The 16,676-nt window shown below is 63.5% G+C and carries 17 protein-coding genes; 5 read left to right on the top strand and 12 right to left on the bottom strand.

The annotated features are described in order from the left end of the window. Nucleotides 1–160: 160 nt before the first annotated feature. The 5 genes from NLM32_RS18145 to NLM32_RS18125 all read right to left on the bottom strand — a co-directional run bounded on the left by NLM32_RS18145 (nucleotide 161) and on the right by NLM32_RS18125 (nucleotide 5,332). Nucleotides 161–1,333: a fumarylacetoacetate hydrolase family protein gene (locus NLM32_RS18145; protein WP_254130284.1), complete on the bottom strand. Its 1,173-nt coding sequence runs from the start codon at nucleotides 1,331–1,333 to the stop codon at nucleotides 161–163. 135 nt (nucleotides 1,334–1,468) lie between these two features. Then, complete coding sequence (locus NLM32_RS18140) at nucleotides 1,469–2,446, bottom strand: HEAT repeat domain-containing protein (protein WP_254130283.1); 978 nt, start codon at nucleotides 2,444–2,446, stop codon at nucleotides 1,469–1,471. Nucleotides 2,447–2,448: 2 nt separating this feature from the next. Continuing rightward, nucleotides 2,449–2,682 (bottom strand): ferredoxin family protein, encoded by a 234-nt coding sequence (locus NLM32_RS18135; RefSeq protein ID WP_254130282.1) that lies wholly within the window; start codon nucleotides 2,680–2,682, stop codon nucleotides 2,449–2,451. 30 nt (nucleotides 2,683–2,712) lie between these two features. After that, the gene (locus NLM32_RS18130) at nucleotides 2,713–4,455 is read right to left on the bottom strand and encodes a fumarate reductase/succinate dehydrogenase flavoprotein subunit (RefSeq protein WP_254130281.1); all 1,743 of its coding nucleotides are present in this window, start codon (nucleotides 4,453–4,455) and stop codon (nucleotides 2,713–2,715) included. Nucleotides 4,456–4,558: 103 nt separating this feature from the next. Next, nucleotides 4,559–5,332, bottom strand: coding sequence for a ferredoxin--NADP reductase (locus tag NLM32_RS18125; RefSeq protein ID WP_254130280.1), 774 nt, complete (start codon nucleotides 5,330–5,332; stop codon nucleotides 4,559–4,561). Between the two features lie 214 nt (nucleotides 5,333–5,546). Here NLM32_RS18125 and NLM32_RS18120 point away from each other — a divergent pair, with 214 nt between their 5' ends. The 5 genes from NLM32_RS18120 to NLM32_RS18100 all read left to right on the top strand — a co-directional run bounded on the left by NLM32_RS18120 (nucleotide 5,547) and on the right by NLM32_RS18100 (nucleotide 10,159). Continuing rightward, complete coding sequence (locus NLM32_RS18120) at nucleotides 5,547–5,843, top strand: DUF971 domain-containing protein (RefSeq protein ID WP_254135347.1); 297 nt, start codon at nucleotides 5,547–5,549, stop codon at nucleotides 5,841–5,843. A 193-nt stretch (nucleotides 5,844–6,036) separates the two neighbouring features. Then, on the top strand, nucleotides 6,037–6,810 hold the full coding sequence (locus NLM32_RS18115; protein WP_254130279.1) for a Crp/Fnr family transcriptional regulator: 774 nt from the start codon (nucleotides 6,037–6,039) through the stop codon (nucleotides 6,808–6,810). A gap of 165 nt (nucleotides 6,811–6,975) precedes the next feature. Next, nucleotides 6,976–8,397: an ABC transporter substrate-binding protein gene (locus tag NLM32_RS18110; protein WP_254130278.1), complete on the top strand. Its 1,422-nt coding sequence runs from the start codon at nucleotides 6,976–6,978 to the stop codon at nucleotides 8,395–8,397. 35 nt (nucleotides 8,398–8,432) lie between these two features. Next, a complete protein-coding gene (locus NLM32_RS18105; protein ID WP_254135346.1) occupies nucleotides 8,433–9,290 on the top strand; it encodes an ABC transporter permease in 858 nt (285 codons plus the stop codon). Further along, nucleotides 9,287–10,159 carry an ABC transporter ATP-binding protein gene (locus NLM32_RS18100; protein WP_254130277.1) on the top strand — a complete coding sequence of 291 codons (873 nt, stop codon included), beginning with the start codon at nucleotides 9,287–9,289 and terminating at the stop codon, nucleotides 10,157–10,159. Before NLM32_RS18105 ends, NLM32_RS18100 begins: the two co-directional genes overlap by 4 nt. Nucleotides 10,160–10,297: 138 nt before the next feature. Here NLM32_RS18100 and NLM32_RS18095 read toward each other — a convergent pair whose 3' ends face one another. The 7 genes from NLM32_RS18095 to NLM32_RS18065 form a co-directional block, all read right to left on the bottom strand. Beyond that, nucleotides 10,298–11,356 carry a putative sulfate exporter family transporter gene (locus NLM32_RS18095; RefSeq protein WP_254130276.1) on the bottom strand — a complete coding sequence of 353 codons (1,059 nt, stop codon included), beginning with the start codon at nucleotides 11,354–11,356 and terminating at the stop codon, nucleotides 10,298–10,300. A 112-nt stretch (nucleotides 11,357–11,468) separates the two neighbouring features. Further along, nucleotides 11,469–11,687, bottom strand: a complete 219-nt coding sequence (locus tag NLM32_RS18090; RefSeq protein WP_254130275.1) for a hypothetical protein — start codon at nucleotides 11,685–11,687, stop codon at nucleotides 11,469–11,471. Nucleotides 11,688–11,853: 166 nt separating this feature from the next. Next, entirely contained in the window at nucleotides 11,854–12,567 is a 714-nt protein-coding gene (locus tag NLM32_RS18085; RefSeq protein ID WP_254130274.1) for an ABC transporter ATP-binding protein, read from the bottom strand. Then, nucleotides 12,564–13,319, bottom strand: coding sequence for an ABC transporter ATP-binding protein (locus NLM32_RS18080; protein WP_254130273.1), 756 nt, complete (start codon nucleotides 13,317–13,319; stop codon nucleotides 12,564–12,566). Before NLM32_RS18080 ends, NLM32_RS18085 begins: the two co-directional genes overlap by 4 nt. A gap of 2 nt (nucleotides 13,320–13,321) precedes the next feature. Then, on the bottom strand, nucleotides 13,322–14,341 hold the full coding sequence (locus NLM32_RS18075; RefSeq protein ID WP_254130272.1) for a branched-chain amino acid ABC transporter permease: 1,020 nt from the start codon (nucleotides 14,339–14,341) through the stop codon (nucleotides 13,322–13,324). Further along, nucleotides 14,338–15,240: a branched-chain amino acid ABC transporter permease gene (locus NLM32_RS18070; protein ID WP_254130271.1), complete on the bottom strand. Its 903-nt coding sequence runs from the start codon at nucleotides 15,238–15,240 to the stop codon at nucleotides 14,338–14,340. The genes NLM32_RS18075 and NLM32_RS18070 overlap by 4 nt, the downstream gene beginning before the upstream one ends. 90 nt (nucleotides 15,241–15,330) lie before the next feature. Beyond that, entirely contained in the window at nucleotides 15,331–16,590 is a 1,260-nt protein-coding gene (locus tag NLM32_RS18065) for an ABC transporter substrate-binding protein (RefSeq protein ID WP_254130270.1), read from the bottom strand. Between the last annotated feature and the right edge of the window lie 86 nt (nucleotides 16,591–16,676).

Genomic DNA, 16,676 nt, shown 5'->3' with positions numbered 1-16,676 from the left:
TGTTTTCGTCGTGCCCGGGCTTGTCCCGCCTGCGCGGCCGAAGCCGCTTCGGCGCGGCGAAGGCCCGGGCATCCACATTCCTCGTACCGGAGCAAGACGTTGATGGCCGGGGCAAGCCCGGCCATGACGGAAGAACTGAGCGCTGGGAGCGGCGAAGAAACTAGATCAGCTTGCGCTGCGCCAGGTTCTTCATCAGCGCGCCGATGCCGAACGTCCAGGGCTCGCACTCGTCGCTGGTGCGCATACGGTTGACGAGCTTGCCGAGTTGAGGCGCTGAAATCGTGACGATGTCGTCGCGCTTGTGGGTGAAGCCCTGCCCCGGCGCCTCGCGATCCTTGACCGGCGCGAACATCGTGCCGAGGAACAGAACGAAGCCATCAGGATATTGATGCACCTTGCCGATGGTCTGCGCGACAAGGTCGGTCGGATCGCGGCTGATCATGCTGATCGAGGAATGGCCGTCGAGCACGAAACCATCCGCGCCCGTCACGTTCAGGCTGATATCGAGCTTGCGCGCATCGTCGAGCGTGAAGGTTTCGTCAAACAGGCGCAGCAGCGGTCCGATCGAGCATGAGGCGTTGTTGTCCTTGGCCTTCGACAGCAGCAGCGCCGAGCGACCCTCGAAGTCGCGCAGATTCACGTCGTTGCCGAGCGCACCGCCGACGATCTTGCCGCTGCTGGAGACGAACAGCACGAGCTCCGGCTCCGGATTGTTCCAGGTCGACTTCGGATGCAGCCCGGCATCCATTCCGGTCCCGACCGAGGACAGGGTCGGCGCCTTGGTGAAGACTTCGGCATCGGGGCCAATGCCGACTTCGAGATATTGGCTCCAGGCGTTCTGGTCGATCAGCACCTGCTTCAGATGCATCGCCTGGTCCGAGCCGGGCTTGAGTTTTGACAGATCGTCGCCGATCAACCGCGTCACTTCTTTCCGGATCGCTTCGGCCGAGGCCGGATTGCCCTTGGCTCGCTCCTCGATCACGCGTTCCAGCATCGAGATGGCGAAGGTGACGCCGGCAGCCTTCAAGGTCTGGAGATCGACCGGCGCGAGCAGCCAGGGCTTTTTCGGGTCGCGCCCATCGGGTGCCGTGTTGGCGACGATGGCTTCGAGATCGCCGATGCGCTCGCCCTTGGTCGCGGCAAGGGCCTTGGCCGGATTGTCCTCTTCGCAGAGGGCGCTGACCGTCGCGAATTTCGCGGTGACGTCGAAGACGCCGTCGGCGCGCACGGCAACCACGGCCGGGCCGTTCGCCTGCGGCAGCCAGACGCGACCGACCAACGTTCCCTTCGTTCCATCCTCGGGAAGAAGGTCCTTAACCGTCAAACTCGTCATGGCCGGCGTCCTCGCTGTTTCTCAGAAACGGCCACTTTCGCGAGCGGCCGATCCCATTGGCGAAGACCAATAAACGTCTGGCGGGGGAAGTCCAGAGCGGCAGGCCGCACCGCCGCTATGCCCCTGCCCGCGGCTTTATGCCCCCGCTCGCGCTTTGCGCGCCGCGATCTGCTGTAGCGCCCAGCGCGCATTCTTGCGGACATCCGGATCGGCATCGTCGGCGATGACGGCCAGGAACGCCTCACCATCGGGATGGGCGATCTCGCCGAGCGCGGCGGCCGCCTCTTTACGCAAATTCGCCTGGTCGTGGTTGATGCAATTGCCGATCGGCCGCACCGCGCGCTCGATCTTCATCTTGCCGAGGCTGCGGATCGCCTTCAGCCGCACCTGCCAGAACTCATCGGCGAGCGCGCCGACGAGCTGGTCGGCGGCGATCGAACCGTTGATGTTGAGACCGAGCGTTTCCGCCGCCATCTCGCGGACCATCCAATCGGCGTCCTTCAAGGCTCGCGTGATCGTTTCGGCCGCGGGCTTCATCTGCGAAAAGGCCAGCGCGCTCACGGCGGCACGGCGGACATGCGCATCGGGATCGTTGATCAGCGCGGTCAGCGCGGGAATGGATTCCTCCAGTTTCAGAAAGCCGATCACGCCGATCGCCTGCACGCGCACGGCGGCATCGGAATCCTGCAGCGCTTCCAGCGCGGGCTTGAGCGTATCCTTGCGCCGCAACTCCTTCAGCGCGCGCAACGCGCCCATGCGGACGAAGGCGTGGGCATGCTTGACCAATGGCAGGATGACATCGGCGCAGGCAGGATCCTTGAACCCGGCCATGCTGTCGGCCGCAGCCGCTGCAACGATCCGTTCCGGGTCGACCAGCAGCTTCACCAGCGCGCTTGCGGCCTCCGGCCCGTCGAATTCGCCGAGCGCCATCGCGACCTGCTGACGGACGCCGGCGTCGGGATCGGTCACGATACCGGCGAGATGACCGACCGCGGCGGGGTCGCCGGAATGACCGAGCGCGATGATGGCGACGCGGCGCTCGGCGGGATCGGCGGCCTGAAGCCGCTCGTCGGCGTCTTCGAGATCGTCGTAGGATTCGAACGGGCTCGACATGCTCACCTCAAGAGATAGGGAATGTTGACGGTGACGGCGCCGGTCGGGCAATCGGCCTCGCAGGGCATGCAGTACCAGCATTCGTCATAGGCCATGTAGGCCTTGCCGGTCATGTCGCTGATGCGCAGCACATCGAGCGGGCAGACGTCGACGCAGAGGGTGCAGCCCTTGTCGGCAATGCATTTGGCGTCGTCGACGACCACCGGGACCGATGTCTGATAGGACGCGAGAGGCATTTGATGTCTCCTGTTGCTAGGTGCGGTGGATCAGGCGGTGGCGCGGATGCGCTGCTTGTCGTAGAGATCCTTCTCGTCGTCCGCGATCGGAACGACATAGGGCTCGACCGCGCGCTTCTCGCTGGTCATCTTGCCGTTCTGCTTGCTCAGCAGCGTGTGACAGAACCAGTTCTCGTTGTCCTTCTCGGGGAAGTCCGTGCGCCAGTGGTAAAGGCCCCAGCGGCTTTCCTCGCGGTAGAGCGAGGCGTGCACGGCCATGTCGGCGCAGTCCATGATCGACTGCACTTCCAGCGCGCGGAGCAGCTCATGCGCATTGCGCGCGATCATATGCTCCTGCATGTCCTGGCGCGTCTCGGCGAGACGGCGCATGCCGAGCTCGTATTTACGCGTAACCTTCGGCGGTTGAAGATAGTCATTCACCAGCCGGCGCGTCTTGTACTCGACCTGGTTCGGCGGAATGCCGTCCTCGCGCCTGGTCGGCGCCAGCACGCGATCGCGCTCCTTCGCGACATCGGCCGCATCGAACTCGGCAAAGTCGTGATTGTCGGCGAACTCCATCGCGTCGATACCGGCGACCGAACCGTTGGTGAAGGCGCCGAGCATGTAATTGTGCGGCACGCTTGCCATGTCTCCGGCGGCATAGAGACCTGGCACGGTGGTGCGGGCATTGTCGTCGACGAACACGCCCGAGGCGCTGTGACCGGAGCAGAAGCCGATCTCGGAGATGTGCATCTCGATCGAGTCGTGGCGGTAGTCGACCCCGCGCCCCTGCTGGAACAGGCCGCGCGTCGGCCGCTCCACCTTGTGCAGCGTGGACTCGATCTCCGAGATGGTGTCGGGATGGAGATGCTTGAGCTGGAGGAACACCGGGCCCTTGCCGGACAACAGCTCGTTGTAGAATTCCAGCATCATCTGGCCGGACCAGTAGTCGCATTCGATGAAGCGGGAGCCTTCGTTGTTGGCCGTGAAGGCACCGAACGGACCGGCCACGTAGGCGCAGGCCGGGCCGTTATAATCCTTGATCAGCGGATTGATCTGGTAGCATTCGAGGTTCGCGAGCGCGGCGCCGGCGTGATAGGCCATCGCATAGCCGTCGCCGGAATTGGCGGCATTCTCGTACGTGCCGAACATGTAGCCGGAGGTCGGCAGGCCGAGCCGACCGGCGGCGCCCATGCAGAGGATCACGGCCTTGGCCTTGATCACCAGGATCTCGGCGGTGCGGGTGTTGACGGAGATCGCACCGGCAATACGCCCGTCTGCGGACTTCAGCAGCCGCGTCGCCATGTAGCGGTTGGAGATCAGGATGCGGGCGCGGCGGAGCTGGCGATACAGCGCCTTCTTCACGGTCTCGCCGTTCGGCATCGGCAGAACGTAGGTGCCGATGTGGTGGACCTTCTTGACGGCGTAGTCGCCGTTCTCGTTCTTCAGGAAGCGAATGCCGAAGCTGTCGAGCTCCTCGATGATCTCAAAGCAGTTCTGGGCGTACTTGTAGACCGCCTTCTGATCGACAATGCCGTCATTGGCGATGGTGATTTCCTTGGTGTACTGCTCCGGCGTTGCATAGCCCGGGATGACGGCGTTGTTCAGCCCGTCCATCCCCATCGAGATCGCGCCCGAGCGCTTGACGTTGGCCTTCTCGAGCAGGACGACATTGGCCTTCGGATTCTTCAGCTTCGCCTTCAGCGCTGCCATCGGGCCGGCCGTGCCGCCGCCGATCACGAGCACATCGCAGGAAACCTCCGAAAGTCCGTCGACGATCTGATCTAGTGCCATCGCTTGCTCCTGGTTCGCCGCGTGTCCGGCGCCTTTGCATCAGATTTGTTCAGGGGACGTCCCGGCGATAGCAATTAGTTGTCGCCGGGAGCCGATTTGCGCCTCAGCGCTCGACGAAGGCCTTCTCGATCACGAAATGGCCGGGCTGGCTGTGGTTGCCCTCGACAAAACCGCGCGCGGAAAACATCGCGGGGAGTTCCTCGAGCATCGCCGGACTGCCGCACAGCATGATGCGATCGGTTGCGATATCGAGACCGGATTGGGCGATGTCGTCGAACAGCTGGTTGGAGGCGATCAGATCGGTGATGCGGCCGCGATTCCTAAACGGCTCGCGGGTGACGGTCGGGTAGTAGACGAGCTTGTCGCGGATCAGGGGTCCGAAAAATTCGTGATTGCGCAGGCCGTCGACGACGTGCTCGCCATAGGCGAGTTCGGAGACCTGGCGACAGCCATGGGCAAGCACGATGGTCTCGTAATTCTCGTAGACGTCGGGGTCTTTAATCAGGCTCGCGAAAGGCGCGAGGCCCGTGCCGGTCGAGAGCAGCAGCAGGCGCTTGCCGGGAATGAGATTGCCGGTGATCAACGTGCCGGTCGCCTTGCGGCCGACCAGGATGATGTCGCCTTCCCTGATCTTCTGCAGGCGCGATGTCAGCGGGCCGTCCTGTACCTTGATCGAGAAGAATTCGAGCGCTTCCTCGTGATTGGCGCTGGCCATGCTGTAGGCCCGCATCAACGGCTTGCCGTTGACCTCCAGGCCGATCATCGCGAACTGGCCATTCTGGAAGCGGAAGCCGGGATCGCGTGTCGCGGTGAAGCTGAACAGCGAGTCGGTCCAGTGCCTGACCGACAAAACCGTCTCCTTCTGAAATGCGCTCATGGTCTCTCCTTGGCCCTCGATGACGCACAAGGTTTCGGAGAGACGGGAGTCCGGCAATTCGGAAGTGAAATTCCCGGTCGATTAGTTTCACATTTCGCAGGCGGTGATTGAAGACGAGGCAGCGAGAACGCGCGACCACGCCGACATTGGCAATTAGTTGCTATTCGCGCGTGCCGGCGCCGACGTAGAGACAAGCAGGAGGTTCGTCATGACCATGACCCTGGTGGCACCGACCGTGGCCGACTACGAAGCAAGCGCCGATCTCGCGACGCTCCTCGTCCGCACCACCGAAGGCGGCGCGCTCAGCGTTCCGGCGGAGACACTCCGCCTCTCCTGCAAATGCGCCCACTGCACTCGCGCCCGCTTCGACGACCGCTTCCCGGAAGCGTTTCCGGGCATCGCCATCACCGAGATCGGCGACCTCGGTTATGGGGTGAACATCTCGTTCTCGGATGGGCACAATCGCGGCATTTACCCCAAGCCGTATTTGCTGAGCCTGGCGGGGCGATAGGCGCCAAACATCCCCCCGCTCCGCTGTCATTCTCCGCGAAGGCGGGGAATCCAGTGCGCCGCGGCGTCTCCGTAACCCATTGACGTCTCTGGAATACTGGATCGCCCGGACAAGCCGGGCGACGACAGCGGAGTGAATCTGGCACGGACATTGCTCCTCTTTAGAACGATTTTGAACGTTCCGGAGGCAGACGATGTTGCAGGCGGCGAGTGCGGTTCGCGGGACTGTTCCCCCGGCAGTTCGGCCTGCGGGCAGCTCCTCGCTGCTGCTGACCGAGAACCAGCAATGGATCGGCGGGCCGCCGCCGCTGATGGACAAGCTCACCCAGCGCGAGCGCGAACTGGTGCTGAAGCAGGGCCGGCGAAAAGTGCTCAACCGCGGCCAGACGCTGTTCAGCCAGGGTGGCAAGCATGACGGCATCTGGCTGATCGAGAGCGGTCGTATCCGCGTGTTCTACACCTCGCCACTCGGGCGCGAGATCACGCTCGCCTATTGGCATGTCGGCAATTTCGTCGGCGGGCCCGAAGTGTTCGAAGGCACAGTGCATCAATGGTCCGGCGTCGCATCCAGCAATTGCAGCGTGGTGCACCTGCCCGGAAAGGAACTGCGGTCGCTTGCCGCAGAGATCCCGAACCTCGCGATCGGCCTCATCGAGGGCCTGACCTTCAAGGGCAAATGCTATTCTGCGCTGGCCCAGATGCTGGGAACGCGCTCGATCACGCAGCGCCTCGCGCATCTGTTGCTGCATCTCGTCGAGCTCTACGGCGTCGAGGACGCCGACGGGCGCGTGATTGCGGCCGCCTTCACCCACGCTGACATCGCCCACATGGTCGGCGCGACCCGGCAATGGGTCACGATCAGCCTGAAGCGCATGCAGGAGAAGGGAATCGTGGTGACCAAGCGCTCGCAGATCGTGGTGTGCCGGACCGACATTCTGGAAGAGATGCGCGGCCAGAGCGGCGACTAGAGCCGGTGCACAGGCAAGCGGCTTTATAGTGCAGGACTGCCCAAGGAGTATGCAATCAGCTTTTCCCGGCAACTAATCGACTGCGGTCATCATTCCGGATTTGCCCTGTCGGGGCCCTCCCCCAATCATGGCAACCACAGCACATCCAACCGAATGAGGATGAGAATGGTCCGCCATCTTCCCACGCTCTCGATCGCGATGTCGGTGACATCGCTGGCGCTGCTCCTCGCGCAGCCGGCTTCGGCGGAAACCGTTACCCTCGGCATCGGAACGCAGGACACCACGACCAACACGGTGACCGCGGGCGTCGTCATCCGCCAGCTCCATCTCCTCGAAAAATACCTGCCCAAGGACGGCAAATATTCCAACATCAAGTTCGAGCTGGAGTGGCAGAATTTCACGTCCGGTCCGCCCGTCACCAACGCGATGATGGCGAACAAGCTGCAGATCGGCATGATGGGCGACTATCCGTTGATCGTGAACGGCTTCACCTTCGACAGCAATCCCGAGAGCAAGAGCCGGCTGATCGGCATCGCCGCCTACAGCCTTTCCGGCTCCGGCAATGGCATCGTCGTCCACAAGGACTCGCCCTATTACGATCTCGCCGATCTCAAGGGCAAGCTCGTCAGCGTACCCTTCGGCTCCGCCGCGCACGGCATGGTGCTGAAGGCGATGCAGGACCGCGGCTATGCGGCCGATTTCTTCCAGCTCGTCAGCCAGAGCCCGGAGGTCGGCTCGACCAACCTCCAGGAGAAGAAGATCGACGCGCATGCCGACTTCGTCCCCTTCGCCGAATTGCTCCCCTTCCGCGGCTTCGCGCGAAAGATCTTTGACGGCGTCGAGACGAATCTGCCGACCTTCCACGGCATCGTCGTCCGCACCGATTTCGCCGAGAAATATCCGGAGGTCGTCGTCGCCTACCTCAAGGCGCTGATCGCCGCCAACCAGTGGCTGCGTGACGATCCCAAGCTCGCCGCCGAGAAGATCCAGGAATGGACCGGCATCAACAAGGAAGTCGTCTACATCTTCTTGGGTCCCAGCGGCAACATGACCACAGACCCGACGGTCAAGCCGGCGCTGATCGATGCGGCCGCGACCGACGTCAAGGTGCTGCAGAATCTCGGCCGCATGAAGGAGTTCGATCCGAAGAAGTGGGTCGACGACAGCTATATCCGCAAGGCGTATGCTGAGATGAAGCTCGACTATGACGCACAGCTTGGAAGCACCAAGAACTACGAAATCACCGGCGAAGACGCGTTCTGCAGGAAGCCGATCACCGATCCGCGCAAGGCCGGCGAGGTCTGGGTCGACGACGCCGGCATCCTGCCGTTCTCGTCCGCTGCTTGCACGCTCGGCGCCTATGCCGACTTCAAGGCCAAGGGCAAGAAGATCAACGTCGCCTACGTTTTCGACACCACGCGCGGCATCAAGTTGTTCGCCGACCAGGCCTTCTTCGCGGTCGGCAATGGCGACGTCGCGCCGTTCCTGCTCAAGAAGGACGCGGAGGCCTACGCCGCCAAGATCAGCGGTAAGGTGCTCGGCTTCGACGACGCGGTGAAGACGGCCGTCAGCGGAGGGAAGACGTGAGCAGCCCCGCGATCCTCAGACAGCGCGACGACAGCATGCCAGCCGCAACCGTGGAGGCGGCTCCCGCACCGCCCGCGCCGCCGCCCTCTTTCGGCACGCTCGCGTTGCGCTGGTACCGGCTGAACCAGGGACGACTGCGCGCGACCGCGATCGGCATCATCTCACTGCTCGCCTTCCTGCTGGTGTGGCATCTGCTCACGACCTACCGCGTCGTATTCTTCGTGCGCTTCACCAATGTGCCCTCGCCGCTGGCGGTCTATGCGAGCTTCACCAAGGCGATCCACGATCCCAAATTCCTGATGCACATCGTGCTGAGCTGCCGCCGCATCTTCATCGGCTTCTCGCTGGCGGCGATCGTCGGGGTGCCGCTCGGCCTGATCATGGGCCGCTTCAAGCTGGTGCATGAGATCATCTTCCCGGTCGCCGAAGTGCTACGGCCGATCCCGGCGATCGCCTGGGTGCCGATGGCAATCATGCTGTGGCCGACCAACGAACAGAGCATCGTCTTCATCACCTTCCTCGGCTCGTTCTTCCCGATCCTGGTCAACACGCTCCACGGCATGTCGCTGGTCGATCCCGTGCTGGTGCGCGCCGCGCAATGTCTCGGCGCGCGCGAGCGCTCGATCTTCCGCGAGGTGTATTTTCCGGCATCGCTGCCGCACATCTTCACCGGCCTCACCATCGGCATGGGCGTCGCCTGGGTGTCGCTGATCGCGGCCGAGATGATCTCGGGCCAGTACGGCATCGGCTATTTCACCTGGGAAGCCTATTCGCTGGTCCAGTATGCCGACATCGCGCTCGGCATGATCGCGATCGGCGTGCTCGGCCTCGGATCGAGCCTGCTGATCAGGGCCGCAGGACATCTGGTGATGCCGTGGAGGTCGACGAGATGAGCGAGATTCTGGCGAGCGAACCGAAGGGCCACATCGAGGTCAGAAACTTCTCCCTCAGCTATGACAGCATCGAGGGGCCGGTTCAGGCCGTCACGGACACGCAGATCCACGTCAAGCCGGGCGAGTTCGTCTCCATCGTCGGCCCTTCCGGCTGCGGAAAGTCGACGCTGCTCAATGCGGTCGCGGGCTTTCTCAAGCCGACCACGGGCATTGTCACGGTCGATGGGGAGCGCGTGAATGGCCCCAGCGCCGAGCGCGGCATGGTGTTCCAGCAATATTCGCTGTTCCCCTGGAAGACGGTGCGGGAGAATGTCGAGTTCGGCCTGAAGATGCGTGGCATGCCGCGCTCGCAGCGCGAACGCGCCGCGCGCACGCTGCTCGGGCTCGCGGGCCTCGAAGCCTTCGAGAAGCACTATCCGGAAAAGCTCTCCGGCGGCATGAAGCAACGCGTCGGCATCGTCCGCGCGCTCGCGACGGGCCCAAAGGTGTTGCTGTTGGACGAGCCATTCGGCGCCCTCGACGCGCAGACCCGCGTCATCATGCAGCAGATCCTCACCAACATGTGGCAGCGGCTGAAGATTTCGGTGCTGTTCGTGACCCACGACATCGACGAGGCGATCTTCCTCTCCGACCGCGTCTACTGCATGACCGCACGTCCTGGCTCGATCAAGGCCGAGATCCCGATTCCCCTGGAGCGGCCGCGGCAGCAGTCGATGATGATGTCGTCGGAGTTTTTGGCCTTGCGGCGCGGGCTGATGTCGCTGATCCGCGAGGAGAGCCTGAAGGCGATGGGCGGTGAGATCAGCGACATGGGCATGCAGGGGCTCAACATCGAGCTGCACGGCCATTCGCTGGCTGATGTGATTTGATTCACTCTCGCTAGCGGGGATGGCAGTCTCGTAGGGTGGGTAAAGCGAAGCGTGCCCACGCACTTTGTCATACGACGAACTGTATCGTGGGCACGGCGCTGCCGCGCCTTTGCCCACCCTACGGCAGCGTCACCCTGATCACTTGAACCAATGCACCAGTGCGATGCTGATGCCCAGCAGCAGCATCAGCGACAGCGTGACGGCGGCCGTCACCCTGCCCCCGACATTGGCAAGCACCTTCACATCAACGCCGAGGCCAAGAGCGGCCATCGACACAACGGTGAGGAAACCGGTGATCCGCGTAATCGGAGCCACCACCGTGCCCGGCACGATCTCGAGCGAGCGCAACGTCGCCAGCGCGAGGAAGCCGAGGATGAACCACGGCACCAGGCGGAAGAAGCCGACATTGGTCTTCTTGGCACCGGTCTGCCAGCGCGAGGCCACCAGTGACAGGCCGACGACCACGGGCCCCAGCATCAGCACGCGCATCAGCTTGACCAGCGTGCCGATCTGCGTCGAGATCAGACCGGCCGGCACCGTCGCCGCGAGCACCTGCGGCACAGCATAGACGGTCAGGCCTGCAAGGATGCCGTATTGCGTGGCGGTGAGCTGCAACAGCGGAATCAGCAGCGGCAGGCCCAGCACCATCATCACGCCGAGGATCGCAGTGAAGGAGATCGACGACGCGATCTCGTCGCTATTGGCCCCGATGATCGGCGCCACCGCCGCGATGGCGGAATTGCCGCAGATGGAATTGCCGCAGGCGATCAGGATCGACAGCCGCGTCGACAGGCCAAGCAAACGGCTAAGACCGAAGGAGACGCAAAGGGCCACCACGACCACGGCCGCGATCGACGCCAAAAGGGCGATGCCCGAGGCCGCGATGGCGGCAAAGCTGATGGAGGCGCCCAGCAGCATGACCGCGACTTCAAGCAGCTGCTTGGCGCTGAAGGCAATGCCGGCCTGCCAGCGTGGGGCCGGCTTCCAGAAGCTGCGCACGGCCATCCCGAGCAGGATCGCCATCACCAGCGCTTCGACATAGGGATGCTCGAAAACGCCCAGCTCCGCTCGTTCGAGCAGGGCCGAGACGCCGGCCACGGCGATGCAGAGAAGAATGCCGGGAATCAGCGCAAGAATGCGGCTTACGGCAGTGGTCGGCTTGGAATCGGCCGGGCTGGATGCTTGATTCTGCGACACAAATCTCTCCCAGAGGAGAAAGATTTATACGCACGGCGCTCGGGTTGGGGAATAAGTTTTCAGCATATCAGGGCCGAGGGAAGTTCTATCCTCAGCCCCGGAATAACCCGGCTCAGAACAACAAGTTCTTGGCGAGCGAAGCCATGTGGCTGAAGCTGTCATAGACGCCCGGCTCGAAGAAAGCCGCGCGCGCCACCACAATCGCGGCGACCAGCGACCAAAACAGGCCCGTGCCGGCCCGCAGCACGAGCTTTGCAGCGCGCGACTTCGGCTGGGTATCCGTTGCGGAGACCAGCTGCTCGCCGAAGGGCTCAAATCCAGTGCGTTCCATGGCTATGCCAATCCATCAAATTCTGGATGGAATGTCGTCGTTTCGGCCCCAAACGGCAATGGAAGCGATTGGCGTATTTGCCCCCCGAAGGGGAAACTCCTTCCGCCGGGCGCCCATGACGCAATAGTTTTCTTCTTCCGGCCCATTTGGACACCGGCGGCCCGGCTTAGAGGGCCAGATAGCGCCGCCGAATGGCGTCATTGGCCTTCAGCTCGTCGATCCCGGCCGCATAGACGATCTGGCCCTTGTCGATGACCGTGGCATGGCTCGCCAGCCCCAGGCAGAAATGCATGTTCTGCTCGGCGATCAGCACCGTCGAGCCGAGCTGGCGGAGCTGCCGCAACAACTCGCCGATCCGCTGCACGATGATCGGCGCGAGTCCTTCGCTCGGTTCGTCGAGCAGCAGCAGCGCCGGGTTGCCCATCAGCGTGCGCGCGATCGCCAGCATCTGCTGCTCGCCGCCGGACAGGCGGCCGGCGATGCGATGGCGCAGCGGCTCGAGCAGCGGAAACACCTCGTAGATGCGCTTGATCGGCCACTCGTCCTGGCCGTCAGGGCCTTTCTTGCGACCGATGACGAGATTGTCCTCGACACTGTGCTCCGGGAAGATCTGACGATCCTCCGGCACGAAGCCGAGCCCGGCGCGCGCGATGTGATGCGGCTTCCGGCCGGAGATCACCGCTCCGCGCAGACTGACTTTGCCGCGCCGCGGCGGCGCCAGGCCCATGATCGCCTTCATCGTCGTCGACTTGCCGGCACCGTTGCGCCCGAGCAGCGCCATGGTCTCGCCCTGCCGCACCGACAGGTCGACGCCGAACAGGATCTGGCTGGTGCCGTAATAGACGTCGAGATCGGCGACTTCGATGACAGCGGCGCTCATGCGGCGGCTCCGGCATGCTCGGTGCCGAGATAAGCGTCGATCACGGCGTTGTTGCTGCGGATCTCGTCCGGCGTGCCGGTCGCGAGGATGCGGCCGTAGCAGAGCACGACAATCTTGGGTGCGATCTTGAACACGATATCCATGTCGTGCTCGATGAAGACGACGGTGATCTTCTGGGTCTCCCAGAGCTCGCGCACCTTGTCGATCATGCGCCAGCGCTCCTCCGGGCCCATGCCGGCGGTCGGCTCGTCCAGCAGCAACACCTTTGGTTCGAGCACCAGCGCCAGCGCGATGTCGAGCAGCTTCTGGTCGCCATGCGACAGTGTCGCTGCGGTGCGATTGCGCTTTCCCGCGAGGCCCAGCAGCTCCATCACATGTTCGGCGCGGTCGCGCGTCTCCGGTAGCGGAAAGCGTTTGTGCAGCACTGCCGACGAGCGTTGGTCGGCGCTGACGGCGGCAAGCATGGTCTCCTGCACCGTCAGCGACCTGAAGATGCTCGCGACCTGAAAGGCACGGCCGATGCCGTGACGCACGATCTCCGGCGGCGAACGGCCGGCGAGATCGACGCCGTCGAGCAGGACCTGGCCGGTGTCAGGTTTCAGCGCGCCGGTGATGAGGTTGAAGAAGGTGCTCTTGCCGGCGCCGTTCGGGCCGATGACCGCGGTGAGCGAGCCGTCGGGGAAGTCCAGTGAGACGTCGTTGGTCGCCTTCACGCCGCCGAACGACTTTACGAGGTTGCGGATCTCGAGCATCGCTAACGTCCCTCGCCTGCATCGCGCCGGTGCGCAAACCATTCGGCGACGAAATCCAGCAAGCCTTTGCGCAGGCCCAGCGCAAAGAACAGGATGACCACGCCGAGCACGATGCCATGATATTCAGTGAAACGCGTGACGGTGTCGTTGAGCAGGAGCAGCAGCACGGTACCGACCATCGGCCCCAAAAAAGTCGAGACGCCGCCGAGCATGTTGATGAAGATGCCCTCGCCCGAGATCGTCCAGTAGGCGAACTCCGGATAGGCGCCGGAGACGAACAGCGCCATCACCATGCCGCCCATCGCGGCGAACAGCGCCGCCAGCACGAAGACGGTCAGCTTGGCGCGCCAGACGTCGATGCCGAGGAAGCTCGCGCGCGCGGCGTTGTCGCGGATCATGCGCAGCGTGTAGCCGAACGGAGATTGCGCGATCTGGCGCATCGCCAGCAGGCCGAGGATCAGCAGCGCGCAGCTCGCGACATAGAGATGGACGTGATTGGCGAGATCGATGCCGAGGAACACCGGGCGCGGAATACCGCCGCGCAGGCCCTGGTCGCCGCCGGTGAAGGAGGCCCAGGACAAAATGGTCGAGTGGATCAGCATCTGGAAGGCCAGCGTGACGAAGGCGAAATAGATCTCCTTCAACCGCACGCAGATCGCGCCGATGATGGCCGCGATCATCGCGGTGATCGCGAGCGTCGCGACGAAGGCGACCGGAATGGGTACGCCGAGCTTCTGCATGATCAGGCCGAAGCTGTAGGCACCAAGGCCAAAGAACATGCCGTGACCGAACGAGGTCAAGCCGGTATAGCCGACCAGCAGATTGAGCGAGGTCGCGAACAGGCCGTAGGCCGAGCAGCGAATGACGAAATCGAGTAGCGCCTTGCTGCCCGTGAACAGCGGCAGGCTCACCAACACGGCGAAGGCAATCAGCGCGATCAGCACGTCGCGGTAGCGTTGCAGCACGGCGCCATCGCGCCCCGGTGCCAGCGTTTGCGCACGCCCGGCCTCCAGTTCGGTCATGCCGCCTCCTCGCCGAACAGGCCGGTTGGCTTGGAGACCAGCACGATCACCATGAACAGGTACATCAGGCCTTCCGTGAACAGGGGAAAACCGAGCGAGCCGAAGGACCTGATCAGGCCGAGCAGTAGCGCACCGATCAGAGCGCCCAGGATCGAGCCCATGCCGCCGATCACGGTGACGATGAAGGATTCGATCAGCACCGAGAATCCCATGCCGGGCGTCAACGACCGCACCGGCGCGGCCAGCGCGCCGGCCAGACCCGCCAGCATGCCGCCGAGCGCGAACACGCCGCCATAGATCAGGCCGGTGTTGATGCCGAGCGCAGACACCATGCCGGGATTATGCGCCGCGGCACGGATCACCTTGCCGATGCGGCTGCGCGACAATCCAATGCCGAGCACGATCGCGGCAACAAGCGCGATGCCGATCAGCAGCAGATAATAAGGCGGCACCACGCCGCCCGCGATGAACAGCGGCATCACCTGGAACGCCGCAGGCATGCCCATCGACTTGAATTCCGGTCCCCAGATGATGCGCACGACGTCGTCGAAGATCAGCACGAAGGCGTAGCAGACGAGGAGCTGCATCAGTACGTCGGCACCATAAACGCGGCTCATGAAGACGCGCTCGAAGATCAGGCCGAGAATGGCGGTGCCGGCCGCGCCCGCCAGTATCGCCAGCGCAAAGCTGTCGGTGAGATGATAGGCCGTCATCGCGAAATAGGCGCCGAACATATAGAAGGCGCCGTGGCTGAAATTGACGACCTTCAGCACGCCGAAAATCAGCGTCAGCCCGACCGCGACCAGGAACAGCAGCATGCCGATGATGAGTCCGCTGGTGGTTTGCGTCACCAGGCAGGCGGAGCTGGAGAGGCAGCCGGTGAGCGCGTCGAGATCCACGGGAGCACTTTCATTGTCGTGCGCCAAAGGCGGCGCGGAAAACGAAACGAAGATGGCGGAGACGGCTGTCCGTCCCCGCCCTGCGCGTGATCAGATATAACCCTTGCTCTTCTTCCACTCGGTCTCGAGCTCGAAGATGGTCTTCCAGTCGCCGGCCTTGACCTCGGGCACGTAGGGCTCCTGTGGGATCGTGGTGCCCCAGCCGATGGCGTAACCGACCAGCGTGTGGTCGTCGCCGCGCATCGTCACGGTGCCGTCGGCGCCGAACGGGCACTTGATGGTGAGGCCCTTCAGCACCTCCGCGATCTTCTTGCCGTCGGTGGAGTTCGCCTTCTTGGCGGCGTCGGCCAGGAACATCACCGCGGTCGCGTTCTGCCACGACCAGTTGGTCGGATACTCGTTGTACTTGGCCTTGTAGGCATCGCCCCAGGCGGCGTTCTCCGGCGTGGTCGGGAACGTCTTGATGTAGCGATTGCCGGAATGAATGCCCTTGGGCAGGTTCTTCACCACGGTGAGCGCGGTGTAGTCGGCCATGTTCACCGCGAACACCTCCATCTGTGTGAACATCGCGTAGATGTTGGCCTGATCGATATAGGAGGTGAGATCGCCGCCCCACAGGCAGGAGTACAGTGCCTGCGGCTTGGCCTGCAGGATCTTCGTCACGACCTCGGTGTAGTCGGGCTGGAACAGTTTTGGCCAGGATTCGCTGATGACCTCGACGTCGGGCGCGAAGCGCTTGAGATACAGCGTGAACTCGCCCGTGGTGTCGCGGCCATAGGCATAGTCCGGCGAGCAGGTCGCCCATTTCTTCAGGCCCTTGGCTTTCGCTATCGCAGCCGCGTAGCTGCCGCCGACGATGGAATCGTGAATGCCCTGGCGCACACAGCGGAACGCGTTCGGGATGTGCTGCTTCGGATCGGCCGTCAACGAGGACGCCTCCGAGCAAGTGTGGACGCAGAGCACGCCGAGATCGCGCGCAACTTCGTGAACCGCGAACGAACCGGACGACGCCTCGCCGTCGATCAGCCATTCACAGCCATCGGTATTGACGAGCTCGCGTGCGACGCGGGCGGCTTCCTGCGGCTGCCCCTTGGAGTCACGGATTACCATCTCGATCTGCCGGCCCGCGAGACCACCGGCGGCGTTGACCCTGTCGACCTCGAGCATCACCGCATTGCGCGACGACGTGCCGAGCTGTGCGACGCGGCCCGACAAAATCGTCGGCATGCCGATCTTGATGGTCTTGGCCTGTGCGCGTGCCACCCATGGGGCGGCAAACGTCATCGCGCCGGCGCCCATCAGCGCCAGTGTCGAACGGCGGCTGATGCCCGGCGTGCGGGTTCTCGTCATCTTCCCCTCCCTCTTTCGGGTCGGCGTTTCCTGATTCCCGTCGGAGATCGTCTCGTCTCCGTAGGCATGAGGATTTCAGAGCAAGG

The organism is Bradyrhizobium sp. CCGUVB14, assembly GCF_024199935.1.
Classification (GTDB): domain Bacteria; phylum Pseudomonadota; class Alphaproteobacteria; order Rhizobiales; family Xanthobacteraceae; genus Bradyrhizobium.
Note: the sequence above shows the minus strand (reverse complement) of the source record. Positions and strands in the feature narration are given on the sequence as shown.

Excerpts from the sequence above, each read along its gene's own strand:
- NLM32_RS18105 (WP_254135346.1), top strand. The coding sequence starts at position 8,433 with ATGCCAGCCGCAACCGTGGAGGCGGCTCCCGCACCGCCCGCGCCGCCG.
- NLM32_RS18075 (WP_254130272.1), bottom strand. The coding sequence starts at position 14,341 with ATGACCGAACTGGAGGCCGGGCGTGCGCAAACGCTGGCACCGGGGCGC.
- NLM32_RS18135 (WP_254130282.1), bottom strand. The coding sequence starts at position 2,682 with ATGCCTCTCGCGTCCTATCAGACATCGGTCCCGGTGGTCGTCGACGAC.
- NLM32_RS18080 (WP_254130273.1), bottom strand. The coding sequence starts at position 13,319 with ATGCTCGAGATCCGCAACCTCGTAAAGTCGTTCGGCGGCGTGAAGGCG.
- NLM32_RS18120 (WP_254135347.1), top strand. The coding sequence starts at position 5,547 with ATGACCCTGGTGGCACCGACCGTGGCCGACTACGAAGCAAGCGCCGAT.
- NLM32_RS18110 (WP_254130278.1), top strand. The coding sequence starts at position 6,976 with ATGGTCCGCCATCTTCCCACGCTCTCGATCGCGATGTCGGTGACATCG.
- NLM32_RS18115 (WP_254130279.1), top strand. The coding sequence starts at position 6,037 with ATGTTGCAGGCGGCGAGTGCGGTTCGCGGGACTGTTCCCCCGGCAGTT.
- NLM32_RS18090 (WP_254130275.1), bottom strand. The coding sequence starts at position 11,687 with ATGGAACGCACTGGATTTGAGCCCTTCGGCGAGCAGCTGGTCTCCGCA.
- NLM32_RS18145 (WP_254130284.1), bottom strand. The coding sequence starts at position 1,333 with ATGACGAGTTTGACGGTTAAGGACCTTCTTCCCGAGGATGGAACGAAG.
- NLM32_RS18100 (WP_254130277.1), top strand. The coding sequence starts at position 9,287 with ATGAGCGAGATTCTGGCGAGCGAACCGAAGGGCCACATCGAGGTCAGA.
- NLM32_RS18140 (WP_254130283.1), bottom strand. The coding sequence starts at position 2,446 with ATGTCGAGCCCGTTCGAATCCTACGACGATCTCGAAGACGCCGACGAG.
- NLM32_RS18125 (WP_254130280.1), bottom strand. The coding sequence starts at position 5,332 with ATGAGCGCATTTCAGAAGGAGACGGTTTTGTCGGTCAGGCACTGGACC.
- NLM32_RS18085 (WP_254130274.1), bottom strand. The coding sequence starts at position 12,567 with ATGAGCGCCGCTGTCATCGAAGTCGCCGATCTCGACGTCTATTACGGC.
- NLM32_RS18065 (WP_254130270.1), bottom strand. The coding sequence starts at position 16,590 with ATGACGAGAACCCGCACGCCGGGCATCAGCCGCCGTTCGACACTGGCG.
- NLM32_RS18130 (WP_254130281.1), bottom strand. The coding sequence starts at position 4,455 with ATGGCACTAGATCAGATCGTCGACGGACTTTCGGAGGTTTCCTGCGAT.